Genomic DNA, 16,277 nt, shown 5'->3' with positions numbered 1-16,277 from the left:
GTGCACTTCGGGATGACTTCGAGCGATCTGGGCGACACGGCGATGTGCTACCAGATGGTCCAGGCCATCGACATCGTGATCGAAGACGTTCGCCACCTCGGCGACATCTGCCTGCGGCGCGCGGCTGAGACCCGCGACATGCTCTGCGTTGGCCGCACGCACGGCATCCACGCGGAGCCGATGACGGTGGGCATGAAGTTCGGCCGCTGGGCGTGGGCGTGGCGCCGGGCACTCGATCGGCTCGAGCGCACGCGAGACAACATCGCGGTCGGGGCGATCTCGGGCGCCGTCGGCACCTACTCCAACATCGACCCGTTCGTGGAGTCCTACATCTGCGAGAAGCTGGGGCTCACCCCCGAACCGCTCTCCACGCAGGTCGTTCCGCGCGACCGGCATGCGCAGTACCTGGCCGTTCTCGCGACCGTCGCATGCACTGCCGAGGAGATCGCTACCGAGGTCCGCGCGCTCCAGAAGACCGACACCCTCGAGGCCGAAGAGCCGTTCGCGAAAGGCCAGAAGGGCTCCTCGGCCATGCCGCACAAGCGCAACCCGATCACGGCCGAGCGCGTCTGCGGGCTCGCGCGCGTGGTGAAGGCCAACGCGCAGGTCGGCTTCGACAACGTGGCGCTGTGGCACGAGCGCGACATCTCTCACTCGGGCGCGGAGCGCGTCGTGCTCGCCGACTCGACGATCGCGACTGACTACCTGCTCGACAAGCTCGCGTGGATCCTCGACGGGATGGTGCTCTATCCCGAGCGCATGATGGCGAACCTCGAAGCCACGCGCGGGCTCATCTACTCGAGTCGCGTATTGCTCGCGCTCGTGAGTGCGGGGATGCTGCGCGAGGACGCGTACGCGATCGTGCAGCGAAGTGCGATGGCGGTCTGGGACGACATCCAGAACGCGCGCAGCGGGCCGAGCTATCGCGAGCGGCTCGAAGCGGACCCGGAGTTCCCGATCTGTGCCGAGGAGCTCGACGCGATCTTCGACCCGCGCGGGTTCCTGTCGCGAGTGGATGTGCTGTTCGAGCGGCTCGAGGAGTGTCGGTTCTAGGGCGGGCTGTCCCAGCGTGCCCTAGAGGCCTCTCATCCGCCTATCTCCGGCGGATGGCTCGACCGCAGGTCAGCGTGATCAGCGCGACAAGCGCTATGCCCGCCATCCCCAGCAGGGTGATGTCGAGCGCGGGCTGCCACTCGACGCTGTCGGCGCGGATCACATAGACGCCGGCAGGTCGCGCCATTCCGCCGAAGCCGCCACCGCTGCCTTCGACGCTGCTCTCCTCGGCGATCGGACCGACGCCGCCCCCGCCCCCGCCTGCGACCATGGCCACGGGAATGACGATGACCCCGTCCTTCTCGATCGGATCGCCGAAGACTCTGCGCACCGTGTACGTGTCTCGCCAGGATTCCAACATGCTGTTCACAAACGCCATCTCGAGCGCTCCTTCCATGTCGCGGTACCACGGGATTGTACCCGCAAGACGTGCTAGACGGCCTGGACCTCGACTACCCCCGCCAGTGCGTTGGCGAGCTTGCGGTCGGCCGTCGCGAGCGGGCAGCCGAGCGAGACCGCCAGCGCCGCGTATGCCGCATCGAACGCCGACAACTGGCATTGCTCGAGCAAACCGACCGCGCCGAGCATCAGCTCCCGGCTGGGTGGCACGAGGTGCACGCCTGCGTCGTAGAACGCCTCGAGCGCAGGACTGACCCCGGAGCCGGGCAGTCGACGGGCGAACACGCCCATGAGTTCGTGGGCGATGAGCGCGGGAGCCACGAGCAGAACGCGGCCTTCGGCATGTTCCGCGAGCAATGCAGCAGCCTCGGCCACGCCGGACTCGTCCTCGGCGAGGAACCATTTCACGGCGACGCTTGCGTCCACAACTACTGTGGGAGCGTCACCGCTCATGCCGGCCTTCTTCCGCAGAGCGCGACTCGGCGACAAGGCGTGCCGCATCGCCAGTCAGCCCGAATTCGGTGCCGATTCGGCGCATTCGGCGGGCGGCGGCCTCGATGCGCAGCCGTCGCGCCTCGGCTTCCCGGTCCTCGCGGGTCGCAACGACGTAGCGAGCGGATGCCTCCTGGATGAGCCCGCTGCGCGAGAGGCCGAGCGCCGTGGCCTCGGCGTCTATCTCGTCGAGGAGCTCCTGCGGCATGGAGATATTGAGCTTGGTCATGATGGTCTCCGTGGTGGAGAATGGAATTCACTACCCAGAGGATACACCCGGACTCTGACACGAGTCGAGCTGCTGAAGAACCGTCGGCATGTCCCGCGTAGCCGTGAGCCACAACGCGTCCATGTCGACTCCGTCGTACTCGTGCGCAAGCCGGTTTCGCATACCGATCATCTGCATCCATGGTACTGCGGGAAAGCGGCTGCGAGTCTCCTCGGGCGTGCGTTTCGCGGATTCACCGATGACAGTGAGGCACCGGATGACCTGGTCTTGGATCCCGATATCGGAGACGAACTCATCGTGTGTGACGCCGTCGACGTAGCCAGAGATGCGTTTCGCATACGTGACGATGTCGAGCAGGGACGCCTCAGGGTCGCGCATAGAGCGTTCTCGCTTCGGCTAGAATCTTGCGCCGTCGCAGGTAGTTCTCGCTTCGCTCGATTCCTGGTCTTGAGACGAGATCGGTTGCTCGTCCGAGGATAGCGGCGAGTTCGGTCTCGTGGTCCGTCAGATCGAAAAGCGAAGGAGCGGCGTCGTGGTCGTAGGTCACGAGCACGTCGATGTCACTGCCTGGCCCGAAGTCCGGCCCAAGCACTGACCCGAAGAGATCGAGACGCTCGATGTTGTGTGAGCGCGCGAACGCGGCGACTGCGGCCGGCGGTGCCCCGGTGCGAGCAAGGGCGCGGAGGGCCTCCGGCTCGGCGCCCGGTAGGGCTGTCGCGTATGCGGCGGGCGCCTCAGCGGCAATCGGGAGGTCGGGCAGCTGCGTGCCGACCCCCAGGGCCTCTGCGACGGCACCGACACGTTCCAGCGTGACGTTGCGGTAAACGGCAGCCTCCCAACGTGCAATCTGGGGTTGGGACACGCCGAGACATCGGCCGAGGTCGGCCTGCGTCATGCCGCGTGACCGCCTCGTCTCAATGAGGGCGTGCCCGATGTCAGCGAGTCCGCTCATGGGCCGACAATAACGGAGACGATATATATATGCAAGGCGATATGCGCGAGCGCAACCATCGCGCCGCCGGTCGTCTATACTTCTCGCGTTCCTTGGCCCGCGTCGATGACCCGGAGATCCGCGTGACCTCGACTGACAAGACGCCCCCCGGCCCAGCGCCAGACCCCGCCGCCCAGAACTGGCAGCTCTGCCACGAGTGCGGCGGGCTGTGCTGTTGCCTGTATCTCGCCAACGACGAGAATGGCGACTACATCGGCGACGGATGGCTGCCGGCCTACATCGAGCAGTGGCTCGAGTGGTTCGAGGCCAGCGGCGCGCTCGTGTGGGAAGGCCAGCGGTACGTCGCGGGAGCCCACGGCATCGAGCCGTATCACGATCCCCGCATCAGCCATCTGCCCACGCGTGAGGGCGAGGCGTACCGCGCCGGACTGCCGACGTGGGTAGACGTTCGCAAGTGCCAGTTCTGCCACCCCGGGCTGGGTTGCCAGCTTCCGCACGAGTACCGCGCCCCGATCTGCGACGAGTACCGCTGCGAGCTCTGGAGCGACTGATTGGCCGCGCATTGCGCAGTCCTGCCGGGGCGGGTCTAAGATGTCTCCATGAAGCAACCAGCCTCACGTCCTGAGTCCTTGCCCCCCACTCTTCGCGACAAGGCAGTCGTCGTTCTCGGCTCCGGCAAGGTCGGATCCGCCGTCGGCATGTTGCTGCGCGAGGCTGGGCTCGCTATCGCGGCGGTGACGACCCGGCACTTGGCCACGGCCGAACACGCCGCTTCGCAAATGGGCAGTGAGGCGGGCATCGACAATGCCGCGGCGGCAGCCAAGGGCGACATCGTGCTGGTCACGACGAACGACGACTCCATCGCTCGTGTCGTGGCGGAAGTCGCCGAGGCGGGCGGCTTCCACCCGGACCAGCTCGTCGTGCACATGAGTGGCGCGCTCCCGCTCTCCGTCCTGGCGCCCGCCGCCGAGGCAGGTGCCGCGATCGGTTGCGCGCATCCCCTGCAATCGTTCGCCACGGCCGAGGACGCATCGCGGACGATTCGCGGGTCGTTCTTTGGCATCACGCCCGGGTCTGGCGCGCTCGAGGCGCTTGAGGCCCTGGTCGGAGTGCTCGGAGGGCATGCCGTCACCATCGACGACGAGGACAAGGCCCTCTACCACGCGGCAGCGGTCATGGCTTCGAACTACCTTGTGGCGGTCGAGGACATGGCGGTGCACCTGCTGGTGAGCGCCGGGTTCGATGAGGCGTCCGCCCTGAGAGCTCTCCAACCGCTCGTGTCGGGAACGGCTGACAACATCAGCGTCCTCGGTCCGACGAGCGCGCTGACGGGACCGATCGTGCGTGGCGACGTCGACACCGTGCGCGGGCACGTGGAGGTGCTGCGCGGACTATCCGGCGGCGAGTTGGAGCTGTACCGCGCACTCGGACGTCACACGCTCGAGATCGCTCGTCGGCGGGGGACACTCGACGCCGAGACGCTCGAGGCGTTGCGCGAGGTGCTGGCCGAGGAGCGCGGCTCCGGGAGTTGACGCGCCATCCAGGCCGCCCACGCTCCGCGTCCTACTGCGCGTTGTCGGCGAAGCGCAGCTGAGCCATGGTCGCGGCCACTCCCGCCGCGAACGTGAGCGCCAGCACCACGTAGCTGCCTGAGGGCAGCGTCTGAGGCTGACCCACCATGCCGACCATGTTCGGCACGATCGACCACGGGAACCAGTCAGACCAACCTGTCTTGCCGAACACGTTGCCGAGCGCCATCATCGCGATCGCGAAGCCGAGCGGAGGCATGAAGCCGCGCCCAACCGTGGTGATCCATGCGATCACCGGCACAAGCAGGAACGAGATCGCCGCGGCGAGCAATGCGTTTCCGATGCCGCTCGCGATGAGCGTCGTCGAGACGTCCGGCAGTCGGAGCGCGAACCCGATCGCGATTGCTTCGGTCAGCACCGCCGCTACGAGCGCCGCCCACCACGCTGCCGCGACCACGAGCTTCGCGACCACGAACCAGTGCCTGCCGACGGGTAGCGCGAGCAGGTTCTTGGCGGTCCCCTCGGTGTACTCGCGGCCAAAGATGTAGGCGACGATGAACGACAGCAAGATCATCCCGCCGATGCCCACGAGCATCGTCATCATCGTCAGGTACGACGGCCACGTCGCCTCGAGCCCCGCGAGGTCGGCCTTCGTGCCAGGAGACCCATCTGAGCTGCGCGGCCCGGCTCGCGCACGATCCACATGAACAGCGAGAGACCAAGCGGTCCCATCGACAGGCCGCCGAGCGTGGCCCACGTGACCTTGCAGCGGCGCAGCTTCGCGAACTCGGTTGTGAGTGCGGGCATCACTGCGTGCCCCCCGTCAGCCGAAGGAAGTAGGTCTCGAGGTCTTCCGACGAAGGCGTGAGCTGCGTGAGTTCGAGATTCGCGCCCACGAGGGTGCGAGCGATCTCGCTGGCGCGCTCCTCGGCATCGAAGACGCGAAGCGCGCTCTCACCGTTGCGCTCGATGTTCGCGAATCCGGTCACGCGCAGCAGCTCCTCTGCGCGCGGCAGGTCTGAGGCGCCGACCTCGACGAACGCGCGCGCCTTGGCGTGGAGTTCCTCGCGGTCGAGCTCTTCGAGCAGCCGGCCGTCGTGGAGGATGCCGATGCGGTCGGCGAGATGCGCGACCTCGGCCAGGATGTGGCTCGACATGAAGACGGTGACGCCACGGTCGTCCGCGAGCGCGCGGAGCAGTTCGCGGATCTCGACGATGCCGACGGGATCGAGCGCGTTGGCGGGCTCGTCCAGGACGAGCACGTCCGGAGAGTGCAGCAAGGCCCGCGCAAGTGAGAGACGCTGCTTGTTGCCGAGCGAGAGACGGCCGGCTCGACGGTCGGCGAGCGAGCCGAGTGCGAGGAGTCCGATCGCCTCGGCCGTGGCGGTACGCGGCGCGCCGGTGAGCTTGCGCTGGATCTCGAGGTTCTCGCGCACGGTGAGGTTCGGGTAGGCAGTCGCGGACTCGACCAGGTAACCGACGCGTCCGAACACGCTCGTCTCGCCCGGCACGATGCGTCGGCCAAGGACGCTCAGCTCACCTGCCGTGGGCGTGATCAGGCCGAGCAGCATGCGGATGGTGGTGGTCTTCCCGGCTCCATTCCGGCCAAGGAACCCGTAGATCTCGCCGCGCCTCACATCGAGTTCTAGGCTGTCGACGGCGAGCACCTCGCGGTAGCGCTTGGTGAGGCCATTCGTCGCGATCACAGTATCCGGGGTCATCGGGGCTCCTTGTAGCCGAGGGCACGAAGGGCGAGTTCGGTGGCGGCCGCGATTCCTGCGGGCATGTCGGCGGCCCGCGTGCCTGCGAGCTCGACACTCTGCAGCCCGCCGCCGACGAACCAAGCGGCCGCGTGCGGGTCGGGGACGTCGAAGACGCCTTCGGCGATGCCCTGCGTGATGATTGCCTCCACGAGAGCGACCAGCTTGGTCGCGAGATGCTCGGCGAGCCGGTCGTGCAGAGCGCGGTTCGCCGGGCTGTGAATGAAGTCGGCCAGTTCGACCGCAGCCGGGTTGGCGTCGAAGCTCGACAGGATGTCGCGGAGGCTCAAGAACTTGTCGACTGCACTCGCGTCTGCGGTCCCGACGGCGGCCTCGATCGCGGCGACCATTCCGTCTGCCATCTGCTCGGCGACGGCGAGGACGACGTCGTCTTTCGTGTCGAAGTAGAGGTAGAACGTGCCTTGCCCGGCTCCGGCTGCCTTCGCGATGTCGCTGATGGTCGTGTTCGTGACTCCACGCTCGGCGAAGACGGCAGCGGCGGCCAAGGCGAACTCGGCACGGCGTGCGTCGCGGTCGACGATCTTTGGCACGGGGGACTCCAGGTCACAGGATTATGAATGAACGTCAGTCAGAATACGCTGCACCCCGCTCGAGTGCAAGTGGCGGCGAGGTCGGCCCTCTTGCGCGTGTCATACCCACGGTGTACGGTGAAACCTAGGTTTACAACAGTTGTAAACGAGGTGATTCGAACATGGCGCGAACGGCTACGACGATCGGCTTCTCGGTGCCGCCAGAACTGGCCGCCGAGGTCGAGCGCATGGCGCAGATCGAAGGCCGGACCAAGAGCGAACTCTTCCGAGAGATGGTGCGGGTGTACCGCCGCGAGCGAGAGATCCTCGTGTTCGAGGATCTCTCGGCGTACGGACGTGAGAAGGCTCGCGCCGCGGGTGCGATGACCGAGGCGGACGTCGAGCGTCTCATACACGAGGCGCGAGGTGTCTAGAGTCGTTCTCGACACGAATGTCTACATCTCGGCGTACGGTTTCGGCGGCAAGCCGGCGGATGTGATGCGCGCCGCGATTGCCGGCAAGTTCGAGCTCGTCACCTCGCCCGCCATCCTCGTTGAGTTGGCCGACAAGCTTGAGACGGTGCTCGACTTCGACCGGGAGCACACCGAAGAGGTCGTGCGACAGATCGCGCGTGTGGCAACCGCAGTGCGGCCCGAGCGGCGGCTTGCGGTGGTGGCGGACGATGCAGACAATCGCATCTTGGAAGCTGCAGCCGAGGCTGGCGCCGAGTTCATCGTCTCGGGCGATCCGCATCTGCTCGAACTTGGCACCTGGGAGGGGGTGCGGGTGATGAGGGTGGCGGAGTTCCTTGGCCGGTAGATGGGCTGCGGGGGCGGCGATTGTGCGCGCGTGTGGCACGAATCGGCTCCTACACGCATAATCACAAGGTTACGAACGCGAGATAGGAGACTTCCATGACGACTGCAAGCGCCCGCCACATCCTCGTTCCTACCGAGGACGAGGCCAACGACATCAAGGGTCAGATCGCTGCCGGTGCCGACTTCGCCGACATGGCCCGGCAGCATTCGAAGTGCCCATCGGGTAGCGGCGGCGGCGACCTTGGCGAGTTCGCCCCGGGCCAGATGGTGCGCGAGTTCAACGACGTCTGCTTCAACGATGAGGTCGGCGTGGTCCACGGCCCGGTGAAGACGCAGTTCGGCTATCACCTGATCGAGGTCACCAAGCGCGACTAACCCCGCTGCGGTTACAGCTTCTCGGCCGACAGAGCAAGCTTGTCGAGCCACATGACACGCAGCTCCTCGAGCTCCTCGGACGCATCGGCCTCCGGGGAGCTCGATGGCTTCAGCGTGTCGAGGACCTCGAAGACGAACGCGTCTTCGCCGAGCCGGTTCTAGTCGGCCTGCAGGTCGCGAGACGGGTGGTCGCCGACCTCGAGCGTGAAGCGCTCCCGGTTGAGCCGCCCCGCCGCGTTGGGACTCGCGCCGACGAGCGCCTTGCCATCCACGGTGTTGCGGACGGCCCAGACCCCCATCGGCGGAGACTCCTTGTACGCGCGGGCGCAGCCAAACCGCGTGCGTGGTCGCGCACGTCCTCGGGCCAGGTGGCGGTCGTCTCGGCGAAGCGCCCGGCATCGCCCGCGTACAGCGCGCGCATGGCTTCCTCGAGGCCGACCTCGTTGCCCGCCATCGTGACCGTGAAGCGGTAGGTTGACTTCTGCGCCGCCCGCTTCCGGTCCGCCCCCCGCTGTCGCGGCGGGCGTTGTCCACGAGCTTGCGCAGCGTCGCCGAGGCCCCCGCAGGCTGCGTGGCGAGCCACTCCCAATGCCGGGGCAGCAGGGTCACCTCGCGAGAGACGACTCCGAGCTTCGGCCTGCCCGGGGACCGGGGCGTGGGCGGATCCGCAGTCTCGTGCGGAAGCTGGCCGAGGACATCATCCACGGTTCCTCGGAAGTCGATCTCGATCGTGTGGCGGGTGACCGCGTCGAAGATGAGGACCGTCGCCTGGTCGCCGGCGTCGAGGCGCTCCTTGGTGCGCCGGGCGACCTCGGCGAGATCGCTGCGCGCGATGAGCGAGCTGCCGGCGAAGGCGACGATGGGTGATGGTGGGCTGGTGGTATCCGTGGGGGTGCTCCTTGGCGGGTGTGTGTCGGGGAGCCATATGACCCGGGTAGAAACAAGGACGCAAGGCCATCTGGCCAGAGGTCAGGTAGATCAGGGGTTGCGAACGGTGCAATAAATCATATAATCGTTTATATGTAAGCGAGAACCGCTCACGTACGGGGAGCTCAACATGTACCGCTACACCATCACCAATGAAATAGCCGCCGACCTCGAGCGCCTTGAGGAGCTACGGCGCGTGCTTGACGGTCGCGGCGTTCTCCCCCGGCGATGGGTCGGGCGCGTACGCCGCGATCTCGAGGCAGAGGCTGTTGCCGCGTCGACATCGATGGAGGGCGTTCCGGTCACCGTCGAGGAAGTTCGCCGGATTCTCGTGGGAGATCGGCCGCGGGCCGTCTCCGAGGAGGATGAGGCACTAGTCAGAGGCTACCGGGATGCCATGGCCCTGGTGCTGCGCCGCGCAGATGACCCGGACTTCGAGTGGTCGCCCGAACTCGTTCGCAGCATCCACGATCGTGTGCTCGCGGGTGACTACTCGAGGGAGGCTGGACGATATCGCCAGAAGCAGGTGCACCTTGCGGTCGAATACGAGGGGCGTCTCGTCTACTCGCCCCCTCCGGCTGAAGAGGTCGCCGAGCTTGTCCGTGACGTGTGCGAGTGGATGGACGACTCCGGAGAACTCGCGCCTCCGTTGTCGGCGGCGCTTGCGCACGTCCGGCTTGCCGGCATCCACCCGTTTGTCGACGGCAATGGGCGCACGGCCCGTATTCTTGCGTCGCTCGTGATGTATCGGGGTGGGTTCCGCCTGCCCGAGTTCACCAGTCTCGAGGAGTGGTGGGGCGCCCACACGCAGGACTACTATGCGGCGTTCGAGTGTCTGGGCACCGGGTGGAACGCGGATGCGGATGTGACCCCGTTTGTCCTCGCGCACGTGCACACACAGCGTTCACAAGTCGAGGCGCTCTCGTTGCGGCAGGCCACGGAGCGTGCGATATGGACCGCCCTCACCGATTTCGTCACCGAGGACTTGGGGGGCGACCCTCGGATGGCTGACGCCCTCTTCGACGCGTTCTTCGGTAGGCGGATGACCAATCGCTACTACCGCGGACTTGCCGACCTCTCGCCCGTTGTTGCCGCTCAAGACCTGCAGCGTCTGACCGCGAGCGGGATGCTTAGGTCGACTGGAGCTGGACGCTCGACCGCCTACGAAGGCACCGCCCGGCTCGCGGCTGCCGTCTCGCGGGCCGCAGAACTGTTCGACGTCGACGAACAGACCCCCCTCGAGCAGCAGCGTCCGGGAATAGTCGCGATGCTGGCTGAGCGATTGAGGGGTGGGTGCGCGTAGACGCGCCCAGGCATCCGATTGAGCAACCGTCGCGGCGCGCGTCTTCTGTGACTTTCGGCCCGGCTTCTCGAATGTCGGCCCTATATCTATTTATGTCACAGTACCTTGACAGACATACTACCTTGCCGGACTATGTGGTTCGAAGGAGGTGCGACATGGTAGATGCGCCGATCAGCAGCGACCTGATTCGCGGGCACATCGATACGATTGTGCTCGGGCTACTCAGTACTCAGGACCGGTACGGCTACGAGCTGTGCAAGCAAGTGGCGGTGCTTTCGGACGGCGAGTACGAGCTCAAAGAACCGACACTGTACTCGGCGTTCCGTCGCATGGAAGGCCAGGCGCTCATCAGCTCCTACTGGGGCGAGGAGTCCCAAGGCGGCCGCCGCAAGTACTACCGCATCTCCTCGGAGGGGCGCGAAACCTACCTGCGCAATCTTGAGGACTGGAAACGTGCACGCACGCTCATCGACCGGCTGGTGTCGGGCGAAGCCGAGAAGGAGTGACCATGGAAGCCATCAAGTACTACGTCAAAGGCGCGTTCGTCGGCGTTGCGGAGACTCCGGAGGTGCTCGAGCAGCAAGAGGAGCTTATCGCCGACCTCACGGCGAAGGTGGACGACCTGGTTTCCGAAGGGCGATCGCAAGACGAGGCGCTCGGCACGGCCATCGCCTCGATGGGCGACCTGAGTGGGCTGGTCAAGGAGTTCGTCGCCAAAGAACCGGCCGATTCTGATGCCCCGGCTGCGAAGCCGGTGCGCACTGTGGAGGCGTACGTGAGCAAGTTGCGGGTCCACGTGGTCGTGATCAGCGCGGGTGTCGCGGTCGCAACGCTGTTTGTGCTCTCGGTGTTCGCCGCAGTTGAGGGTACTCTCGGCGGCTCTTCGGCGCTTCTGGACCTGATGATCGGTGTGGCGGGCCTCGGATGGATCGCGCAAGCGCTGCACGACTTCCACGCACGGCCAGAAGCTGTCGACACGGTCCCTCTGGGTGGCACGCGTCTGCGAACGGCGGTGCTGCAGTGGGCCGGTGTCTGCGCGGCGGCGCTTCTCATCAACGTGGCTCTCGGTTCGGGCCGTTTGTGGGCGTGGACGGTGTGGGTCGGCGGGGCCGCGTGGCCACTGAGCGTGTTCGTCGAACATCGGCTGCTGACCACAGGCCGTTTCGTCCATCCCAAGGTGGAGGTGGGATCGGCCTCCTCGGCCGCTGACGTGTCGGCGAGTGCGACCACCGAGAGTTGCGTCTAGCCCGAACGGGGGTCGAGCGCCATGTCCCACCCATACTCAACGGCAATCGCGTGACGCTCCGGGAGCTCACGCACGACGACCTGCCGCGCATCCTCGAGATCGTGCTGCAGCCGGGGGTGAGCGAATGGTGGTCGGGCTACGACATGCCGCGCCTGCGCGCCGACACGTTTGAGACCCCCGGTGTCACCTCGCTCGCGATCGAGTTCGTCGGCGAGCTCATCGGCCTGGTCATGTATTCCGAGGAGACCGACCCCTTCTACAAGTCGGCGGGAGTCGACATCACGCTTGCCGCGGACCACCTCGGCCAGGGACTCGGCACCGACGCGCTTCGGACAGTAGCGCGGCATCTGTTCGAGGCTCGGGGGCATCATCGCCTCACGATCGACCCCTCCGTGGCCAACGAGCGCGCGATCGCGGCGTACCGCGAGGTCGGGTTCAAACCCGTAGGCGTCATGCGCGCCTACGAAATGGACGCGGACGGCATCTACCACGACAACCTCCTCATGGATATGCTTGCCGAGGAACTGCAGTAGAGGACCGGAGCACCGATGTCGCTCGAGCCACTGCCCGCTCGTCCCACGCTCACCGTCGTCATCCCCACGCTCAACGAAGCCGAGCGGCTGGCGGTGCTGCTCGAGCGGCTGGCGGCCCAGACGTACCCGGCCGACGCCGTCGTGATCGCCGATGCGGGCTCGACCGACGCGACACGCGAGATCGCGATCGCTGCCGGAGCGATCGTGGTCGAGGGCGGCAAGCCCGGCCCAGGCCGCAATGCCGGGGCCGCGGCCGCGACGACCGACCTCATCCTCTTCCTCGACGCCGACGACGAGCCGTCCGACAACTGGATCGAGATGGCTGTGCCCGAGTTCCTGGGGCGCTCCTTGGCGGTGGCCGCCGGGCAGGTCGAGCCGCTCGAGCGCGAACCGGCGAACGTCGTCGCGTGCGAGGCGGTCAACCTCTACCTCCAGCTCGTGCAGTACGCCGTCCCGCATGCGCCCGGCTTCTGCATCCTGGTGCGGCGCGATGTACACGAGCAGATCGGCGGCTTCGACGAGACGGTCGTGCTGGCCGAGGACCACGAGTACGTGCAGCGCACCGCGGAGGTCGGGAAGTTCCGCGTGCTTCGCAGCGCTCCCATGCGTACCTCGATGCGCCGCATCGAGAAGGAGGGTCTGGTCACTCTCGCCTTCAAGTACTTGTACTCCGAGTTGCACGTGATGACCGGCCGCCCGATGCGGGAGGTCCCGTTCGAGTACGAGTTCGCCGCGTTCGACCGGGAGAAGCGCGAGACGGTTCATGTAGGACTCGACGCGTTCCGCGAGATGTGGACAGCGATCGGCGATCCACTTGAGAGGTTCTCCTCGGAAGGCATCGAGCGAATCCGGCAGTTGGGTGATACAGACATCACGCCCGAGTCGATCGAGCGGTTGCTTCGAGAGATCGCCCCCGACGAAATCGTCGAGCTGCACGACCACATGAGTCGACGTCTTGAGTACGCGCGTCGGCTTCGGCCGATCGTGCTGCGGCGCATCCGTCGGGCAGGTGAACGCGTCTGGCGCGACATCGTGGCCCAGTTCGGCGACGAGTAGGGCGGTGGCCCGGGCGGGCTCATGCCTGTTTCGCGATTGCGCCCGACAAGCCAGACGTGCGCTTTGCGCGCACAAGCGGTAGGCTCACGCGTGGAGATGACCAAGCCGGGCTCAGGTTCGGCTTCTGGTGCGAGGGAATCTATGGCCGACGAGTCACAAGCGCTGCGCGAGGCAGCGTCGGACGCATGCGGTGGACAGCATCCTGTTGACCATGGTGCCACGGTCGACGCTCGACTTGTTCGCGCTCTCCTTGGCGGCGGCTCGGGTGAAACGGCCTGCGATACAGAGGGCGACACCGAGGCCGAACGCGTCGTCGGTGCACTCGTGGAGCATCTCGGCCTCAGCGGCGCGGGGCTGTCGCTGGCTCGCGCCGGTGCCGAGGGCTTCAAACTGGAATCGGTCGCCGCTGCCGGATCGCACGCCGCCTTCGTGCGGAGTCTGCCTGCTGTGGGCTTCGAGGCCGAAGAGGAGGCCGTGCACGCTCTCGAATCCGCCGAGGCCGAGTTCGTGGGCGACGCACACGGGCTCCCCGACGTTGCGCCGACCAACGGCGTGGGGCGCTGGCGGGGCTTGGTCGCGACGAGCGCGTATGCGGTACTTCCGCTCGTGTCGCGTGCACGGGCCGTAGGTGTGCTCACGCTCGAGTGGGCGCAGACCCGCACCTTCGATGCCGAGGAGCGCGAGGTGCTCTTGGCGGTTGCGGACATCGCTGCAAGCGTGCTCGAGCCGTCCTCGGCAGGTGCGAGCGCGGAGTTGGCGTCTGACGGCGAGATCGCCGGTGACGAGGACGAAGCGCCGACCGGATCCACGGTCACTTTCGACATCACTGCCGAGGGCCACGCGGTCGTTCACGACGTTTCGGGGCGAGGTGTGAATGAGCCTGTCGCGCGTCTCCATATCGCGGTGGGCACGCCTGACGCGAGTACTGCGGTTCCCGTCTACGACCTCACGACGACCCATCCCGGTGTCGTGGACGTAGCCCTGGGCGCATGTCGCGTCGTCGACGGCTCGGCGGAGCAGGGCTCGGAGATCGTGCGGACGCTCATGCGGGGGCACAGCGTAGCCGGTCTGCAGCCCGATGATGCCGTCGCGGCGCTCTCTGCGAACCTCGCGCGATCGGGTCTGCCGGGCATGGACGTGTCGGTTGTTCGTTGGCGGCTCGACGTGTCGTCGCGAGCTCTCTTCTGGGGCGGCAGCGGCGGAGGGTTCGTCGCGATCGAGACGAACGCCGGAAGGCCCGATCTGACACTCGTGCGTGGCCCGACGCTCCCGGCAGCGGACGTAGACTCCCACACCGAGGGGCTTCTCCTCCTTCTACCGGGCGATGTCGTGGTGTTTGCGGCCGCATGCGATGGCCGGGACTCAGATGACCTCGACGCCCGCGTGCGCGAGATGCTCGCCCGGGCGGACGTGAGGCCGGGGTGCGGAGGTGGGCCGGCAGAGGCGATCCTCGGCGACGATTCTGTGTGCGATTATGCGTGTGTGGCCGTGCTTGAGTGGCTACGCTAGCCGTGTTCGACACAACAGCCGCCAAGGAGCACACCACGTCCCACTGGGTCGCTATCGACTTCGAGACCGCCTCGCGCGAGAAGGCAAGCGCCTGCGCGCTCGGGCTTGCGCTCATCGAGGACGGGCACATCGCCGAGGAGCGCTCCTGGCTCATCCAGCCGCCTGGCAACGTCTTCGAGTGGAGGAACACATCCATCCACGGCATCCACGAGGACATGGTCGCGCAGGAGCCGGAGTTCGACGAGGTGTGGCGCGGAATCGAGCCCTACCTGCGAAACGCCGTCCTGCTCGCGCACAACGCGAGCTTCGACATGGCGGTGCTGCGCGCTTCGATCGCGCGCTACGAGCTCGAGCCGCCCGCGGCGCTCGGCTACCACTGCACGGTTGCGATGGCGCGGAAGGTCTGGCCGGACCTTCCCAACCACAAGCTCGACAGCGTGTGCGGCCACTGCGGCATCGAACTGGCGCACCACGACGCGGCTTCGGATGCCGCCGCCTGCGCGCGTATTGCACTGCGATGTCGCCGCACGGTCGGGGAGCCCACGCTCGATGCGCTGGCCGAGCCGCTCGCGGTCACGCACTCCACTCGGCGTCGAGCACTGCTTCGGCGACGCGGGTGATCGCGTCTGGCTCCTCGGCGAGGTCCTCGGCGCCCGAACCCGTCTCCGACAGCACGACCGCGCCGACGATGATCGCGCAGGCGACCAGCTGCGCGGGAGACAGCGTCTCGCCGCGTACGAGCCATCCGGAGAGCAACGCCACGGCCGGTACCAGGTTGATGGCAAGTGCCGCGCGGTTGGCGGGCATGTGCGTGACGGCCGTGTTGTAGAGCCCGAATGCGCCGAGCGACACGAACGTGCCGAGGTACGCCACGCTGATCCATCCGGCCCGCGACGCGTCTACCCAGCTCGCCGGTCCGCTCGCGATGGCGCCCGGCAGGAAGAAGACCAGGCCGACGGCCGCCTGCAGTCCGGTGAGAAACCACGGGTTGTACCGCCTGGATACATGCTTGATGGCAATCATCGACCCTGCGGCACACGCCATCGCCATGACCTCGAGCACGTTGCCAAGGGCCGGGTTCGGCGCCGAGGACTGCGCCTGCCCGCCCATCGAGAGCAGGGCGACGCCCACGAGAGATACCCCGATCGCGATTCCCGACCGGATCGACAGGTGTTTGCGAAGGAAGATCCACGCCCCCGCAGCCACGAGCAGCGGCACGATGGCGGAGATGACGCCGGCGGCGCTCGATGTCGTGAGGCGAACAGCGTAGCCTTCGGCCAGGTAGTACAAACACGGCTGGAGTAGTGCGATAAGCGCGAGCCACAGTGCGTCCCCGCGCTGGTAGGCGGGCTTCGGGATGAAGAACCACACGGGCGCGAAGACGACCGTGGCCAGTGCCATGCGCAGCCAGATGACGGTCATCGGAGAGAAGCTATCGAGCGCTGTCTTGAGCGCGACGAAGCTCGTGCCCCAGAAGACGACCGCGCCGAGCAGGCAGAGCAGGGGGAAGATGCGACCTTGAGGTCGAGAAGCAGGCACGGCAGCAGCTCCAGGAGGGCAATTGGG

Annotated in this window: 23 protein-coding genes and 1 pseudogene; 13 read left to right on the top strand and 11 right to left on the bottom strand. The window is 66.7% G+C overall.

The window, feature by feature from the left end; genetic code table 11:
* A partial coding sequence (gene purB / locus Q8K99_14330; protein MDP2183728.1) for an adenylosuccinate lyase occupies positions 1 to 1,053 on the top strand: 1,053 nt, incomplete at its 5' end.
* A gap of 40 nt (positions 1,054 to 1,093) precedes the next feature.
* Here purB and Q8K99_14325 read toward each other — a convergent pair.
* From Q8K99_14325 to Q8K99_14305, 5 genes are read right to left on the bottom strand one after another with little or no spacing between them, the layout of a single operon-like run.
* The gene (locus Q8K99_14325) at positions 1,094 to 1,432 is read right to left on the bottom strand and encodes a sporulation protein (GenBank protein ID MDP2183727.1); all 339 of its coding nucleotides are present in this window, start codon (positions 1,430 to 1,432) and stop codon (positions 1,094 to 1,096) included.
* Between the two features lie 53 nt (positions 1,433 to 1,485).
* A complete protein-coding gene (locus Q8K99_14320) occupies positions 1,486 to 1,905 on the bottom strand; it encodes a type II toxin-antitoxin system VapC family toxin (GenBank protein ID MDP2183726.1) in 420 nt (139 codons plus the stop codon).
* The gene (locus Q8K99_14315; protein MDP2183725.1) at positions 1,895 to 2,173 is read right to left on the bottom strand and encodes a ribbon-helix-helix protein, CopG family; all 279 of its coding nucleotides are present in this window, start codon (positions 2,171 to 2,173) and stop codon (positions 1,895 to 1,897) included. The genes Q8K99_14320 and Q8K99_14315 overlap by 11 nt, the downstream gene beginning before the upstream one ends.
* Before the next feature lie 30 nt (positions 2,174 to 2,203).
* Positions 2,204 to 2,551, bottom strand: a complete 348-nt coding sequence (locus Q8K99_14310) for a DUF86 domain-containing protein (protein MDP2183724.1) — start codon at positions 2,549 to 2,551, stop codon at positions 2,204 to 2,206.
* The gene (locus Q8K99_14305; protein MDP2183723.1) at positions 2,538 to 3,125 is read right to left on the bottom strand and encodes a helix-turn-helix domain-containing protein; all 588 of its coding nucleotides are present in this window, start codon (positions 3,123 to 3,125) and stop codon (positions 2,538 to 2,540) included. Before Q8K99_14305 ends, Q8K99_14310 begins: the two co-directional genes overlap by 14 nt.
* Positions 3,126 to 3,166: 41 nt before the next feature.
* Here Q8K99_14305 and Q8K99_14300 point away from each other — a divergent pair, with 41 nt between their 5' ends.
* Positions 3,167 to 3,676, top strand: a complete 510-nt coding sequence (locus tag Q8K99_14300; protein ID MDP2183722.1) for a hypothetical protein — start codon at positions 3,167 to 3,169, stop codon at positions 3,674 to 3,676.
* Positions 3,677 to 3,724: 48 nt separating this feature from the next.
* Entirely contained in the window at positions 3,725 to 4,657 is a 933-nt protein-coding gene (locus Q8K99_14295; GenBank protein MDP2183721.1) for a DUF2520 domain-containing protein, read from the top strand.
* A gap of 31 nt (positions 4,658 to 4,688) precedes the next feature.
* Here the strand turns inward: Q8K99_14295 and Q8K99_14290 are convergent, their stop codons facing one another.
* Genes Q8K99_14290 through Q8K99_14280 form a run of 3 tightly spaced genes read right to left on the bottom strand, consistent with a single transcriptional unit; the run spans position 4,689 to position 6,965 of the window.
* Entirely contained in the window at positions 4,689 to 5,411 is a 723-nt protein-coding gene (locus Q8K99_14290) for an ABC transporter permease (protein ID MDP2183720.1), read from the bottom strand.
* Between the two features lie 49 nt (positions 5,412 to 5,460).
* Positions 5,461 to 6,375 (bottom strand): ABC transporter ATP-binding protein, encoded by a 915-nt coding sequence (locus Q8K99_14285; GenBank protein ID MDP2183719.1) that lies wholly within the window; start codon positions 6,373 to 6,375, stop codon positions 5,461 to 5,463.
* Positions 6,372 to 6,965, bottom strand: a complete 594-nt coding sequence (locus Q8K99_14280) for a TetR/AcrR family transcriptional regulator (GenBank protein MDP2183718.1) — start codon at positions 6,963 to 6,965, stop codon at positions 6,372 to 6,374. Before Q8K99_14280 ends, Q8K99_14285 begins: the two co-directional genes overlap by 4 nt.
* A gap of 161 nt (positions 6,966 to 7,126) precedes the next feature.
* Between Q8K99_14280 and Q8K99_14275 the strand changes: the two genes are divergently transcribed.
* The 3 genes from Q8K99_14275 to Q8K99_14265 all read left to right on the top strand — a co-directional run bounded on the left by Q8K99_14275 (position 7,127) and on the right by Q8K99_14265 (position 8,137).
* Positions 7,127 to 7,378, top strand: a complete 252-nt coding sequence (locus Q8K99_14275) for a ribbon-helix-helix protein, CopG family (GenBank protein ID MDP2183717.1) — start codon at positions 7,127 to 7,129, stop codon at positions 7,376 to 7,378.
* Complete coding sequence (locus tag Q8K99_14270) at positions 7,371 to 7,763, top strand: putative toxin-antitoxin system toxin component, PIN family (GenBank protein MDP2183716.1); 393 nt, start codon at positions 7,371 to 7,373, stop codon at positions 7,761 to 7,763. The genes Q8K99_14275 and Q8K99_14270 overlap by 8 nt, the downstream gene beginning before the upstream one ends.
* A 95-nt stretch (positions 7,764 to 7,858) precedes the next feature.
* Complete coding sequence (locus Q8K99_14265) at positions 7,859 to 8,137, top strand: peptidylprolyl isomerase (GenBank protein ID MDP2183715.1); 279 nt, start codon at positions 7,859 to 7,861, stop codon at positions 8,135 to 8,137.
* Positions 8,138 to 8,295: 158 nt separating this feature from the next.
* Here Q8K99_14265 and Q8K99_14260 read toward each other — a convergent pair whose 3' ends face one another.
* Entirely contained in the window at positions 8,296 to 8,436 is a 141-nt protein-coding gene (locus tag Q8K99_14260) for a GIY-YIG nuclease family protein (GenBank protein ID MDP2183714.1), read from the bottom strand.
* A gap of 26 nt (positions 8,437 to 8,462) precedes the next feature.
* Positions 8,463 to 8,971 (bottom strand): annotated as a pseudogene (locus Q8K99_14255) (DUF2239 family protein).
* A 223-nt stretch (positions 8,972 to 9,194) separates the two neighbouring features.
* On the opposite strand from Q8K99_14255, the gene Q8K99_14250 reads away from it, so the two are divergent.
* The 7 genes from Q8K99_14250 to Q8K99_14220 all read left to right on the top strand — a co-directional run bounded on the left by Q8K99_14250 (position 9,195) and on the right by Q8K99_14220 (position 15,331).
* On the top strand, positions 9,195 to 10,367 hold the full coding sequence (locus tag Q8K99_14250; GenBank protein MDP2183713.1) for a Fic family protein: 1,173 nt from the start codon (positions 9,195 to 9,197) through the stop codon (positions 10,365 to 10,367).
* Between the two features lie 155 nt (positions 10,368 to 10,522).
* Entirely contained in the window at positions 10,523 to 10,873 is a 351-nt protein-coding gene (locus tag Q8K99_14245; protein MDP2183712.1) for a PadR family transcriptional regulator, read from the top strand.
* A gap of 2 nt (positions 10,874 to 10,875) precedes the next feature.
* Entirely contained in the window at positions 10,876 to 11,613 is a 738-nt protein-coding gene (locus tag Q8K99_14240) for a permease prefix domain 1-containing protein (protein MDP2183711.1), read from the top strand.
* Between the two features lie 50 nt (positions 11,614 to 11,663).
* On the top strand, positions 11,664 to 12,146 hold the full coding sequence (locus Q8K99_14235; GenBank protein MDP2183710.1) for a GNAT family protein: 483 nt from the start codon (positions 11,664 to 11,666) through the stop codon (positions 12,144 to 12,146).
* A gap of 15 nt (positions 12,147 to 12,161) precedes the next feature.
* Positions 12,162 to 13,202 carry a glycosyltransferase gene (locus Q8K99_14230; protein ID MDP2183709.1) on the top strand — a complete coding sequence of 347 codons (1,041 nt, stop codon included), beginning with the start codon at positions 12,162 to 12,164 and terminating at the stop codon, positions 13,200 to 13,202.
* 141 nt (positions 13,203 to 13,343) lie between these two features.
* Positions 13,344 to 14,711 (top strand): GAF domain-containing protein, encoded by a 1,368-nt coding sequence (locus Q8K99_14225; GenBank protein MDP2183708.1) that lies wholly within the window; start codon positions 13,344 to 13,346, stop codon positions 14,709 to 14,711.
* 2 nt (positions 14,712 to 14,713) lie between these two features.
* Positions 14,714 to 15,331, top strand: a complete 618-nt coding sequence (locus tag Q8K99_14220) for a 3'-5' exonuclease (GenBank protein MDP2183707.1) — start codon at positions 14,714 to 14,716, stop codon at positions 15,329 to 15,331.
* Here Q8K99_14220 and Q8K99_14215 read toward each other — a convergent pair.
* Positions 15,285 to 16,250: a DMT family transporter gene (locus tag Q8K99_14215; protein ID MDP2183706.1), complete on the bottom strand. Its 966-nt coding sequence runs from the start codon at positions 16,248 to 16,250 to the stop codon at positions 15,285 to 15,287. The genes Q8K99_14220 and Q8K99_14215 overlap by 47 nt on opposite strands.
* Positions 16,251 to 16,277: the final 27 nt, after the last annotated feature.

The sequence above is a fragment of the Actinomycetota bacterium genome (genome assembly GCA_030682655.1).
Classification (GTDB): Bacteria; Actinomycetota; Coriobacteriia; order Anaerosomatales; family JAUXNU01; genus JAUXNU01.
The sequence above is the reverse complement of the archived record's forward strand: the minus strand, read 5'-3'. Positions and strand labels throughout refer to the sequence as shown.

What these genes read in the sequence shown, in the direction of transcription:
- Q8K99_14325 (MDP2183727.1), bottom strand. Translation starts at nt 1,432, where the DNA reads ATGGCGTTTGTGAACAGCATGTTGGAATCCTGGCGAGACACGTACACG.
- Q8K99_14320 (MDP2183726.1), bottom strand. Translation starts at nt 1,905, where the DNA reads ATGAGCGGTGACGCTCCCACAGTAGTTGTGGACGCAAGCGTCGCCGTG.
- Q8K99_14315 (MDP2183725.1), bottom strand. Translation starts at nt 2,173, where the DNA reads ATGACCAAGCTCAATATCTCCATGCCGCAGGAGCTCCTCGACGAGATA.
- Q8K99_14310 (MDP2183724.1), bottom strand. Translation starts at nt 2,551, where the DNA reads ATGCGCGACCCTGAGGCGTCCCTGCTCGACATCGTCACGTATGCGAAA.
- Q8K99_14305 (MDP2183723.1), bottom strand. Translation starts at nt 3,125, where the DNA reads ATGAGCGGACTCGCTGACATCGGGCACGCCCTCATTGAGACGAGGCGG.
- Q8K99_14300 (MDP2183722.1), top strand. Translation starts at nt 3,167, where the DNA reads ATGCGCGAGCGCAACCATCGCGCCGCCGGTCGTCTATACTTCTCGCGT.
- Q8K99_14295 (MDP2183721.1), top strand. Translation starts at nt 3,725, where the DNA reads ATGAAGCAACCAGCCTCACGTCCTGAGTCCTTGCCCCCCACTCTTCGC.
- Q8K99_14285 (MDP2183719.1), bottom strand. Translation starts at nt 6,375, where the DNA reads ATGACCCCGGATACTGTGATCGCGACGAATGGCCTCACCAAGCGCTAC.
- Q8K99_14275 (MDP2183717.1), top strand. Translation starts at nt 7,127, where the DNA reads ATGGCGCGAACGGCTACGACGATCGGCTTCTCGGTGCCGCCAGAACTG.
- Q8K99_14265 (MDP2183715.1), top strand. Translation starts at nt 7,859, where the DNA reads ATGACGACTGCAAGCGCCCGCCACATCCTCGTTCCTACCGAGGACGAG.
- Q8K99_14260 (MDP2183714.1), bottom strand. Translation starts at nt 8,436, where the DNA reads ATGGGGGTCTGGGCCGTCCGCAACACCGTGGATGGCAAGGCGCTCGTC.
- Q8K99_14250 (MDP2183713.1), top strand. Translation starts at nt 9,195, where the DNA reads ATGTACCGCTACACCATCACCAATGAAATAGCCGCCGACCTCGAGCGC.
- Q8K99_14245 (MDP2183712.1), top strand. Translation starts at nt 10,523, where the DNA reads ATGGTAGATGCGCCGATCAGCAGCGACCTGATTCGCGGGCACATCGAT.
- Q8K99_14240 (MDP2183711.1), top strand. Translation starts at nt 10,876, where the DNA reads ATGGAAGCCATCAAGTACTACGTCAAAGGCGCGTTCGTCGGCGTTGCG.
- Q8K99_14230 (MDP2183709.1), top strand. Translation starts at nt 12,162, where the DNA reads ATGTCGCTCGAGCCACTGCCCGCTCGTCCCACGCTCACCGTCGTCATC.
- Q8K99_14225 (MDP2183708.1), top strand. Translation starts at nt 13,344, where the DNA reads ATGGCCGACGAGTCACAAGCGCTGCGCGAGGCAGCGTCGGACGCATGC.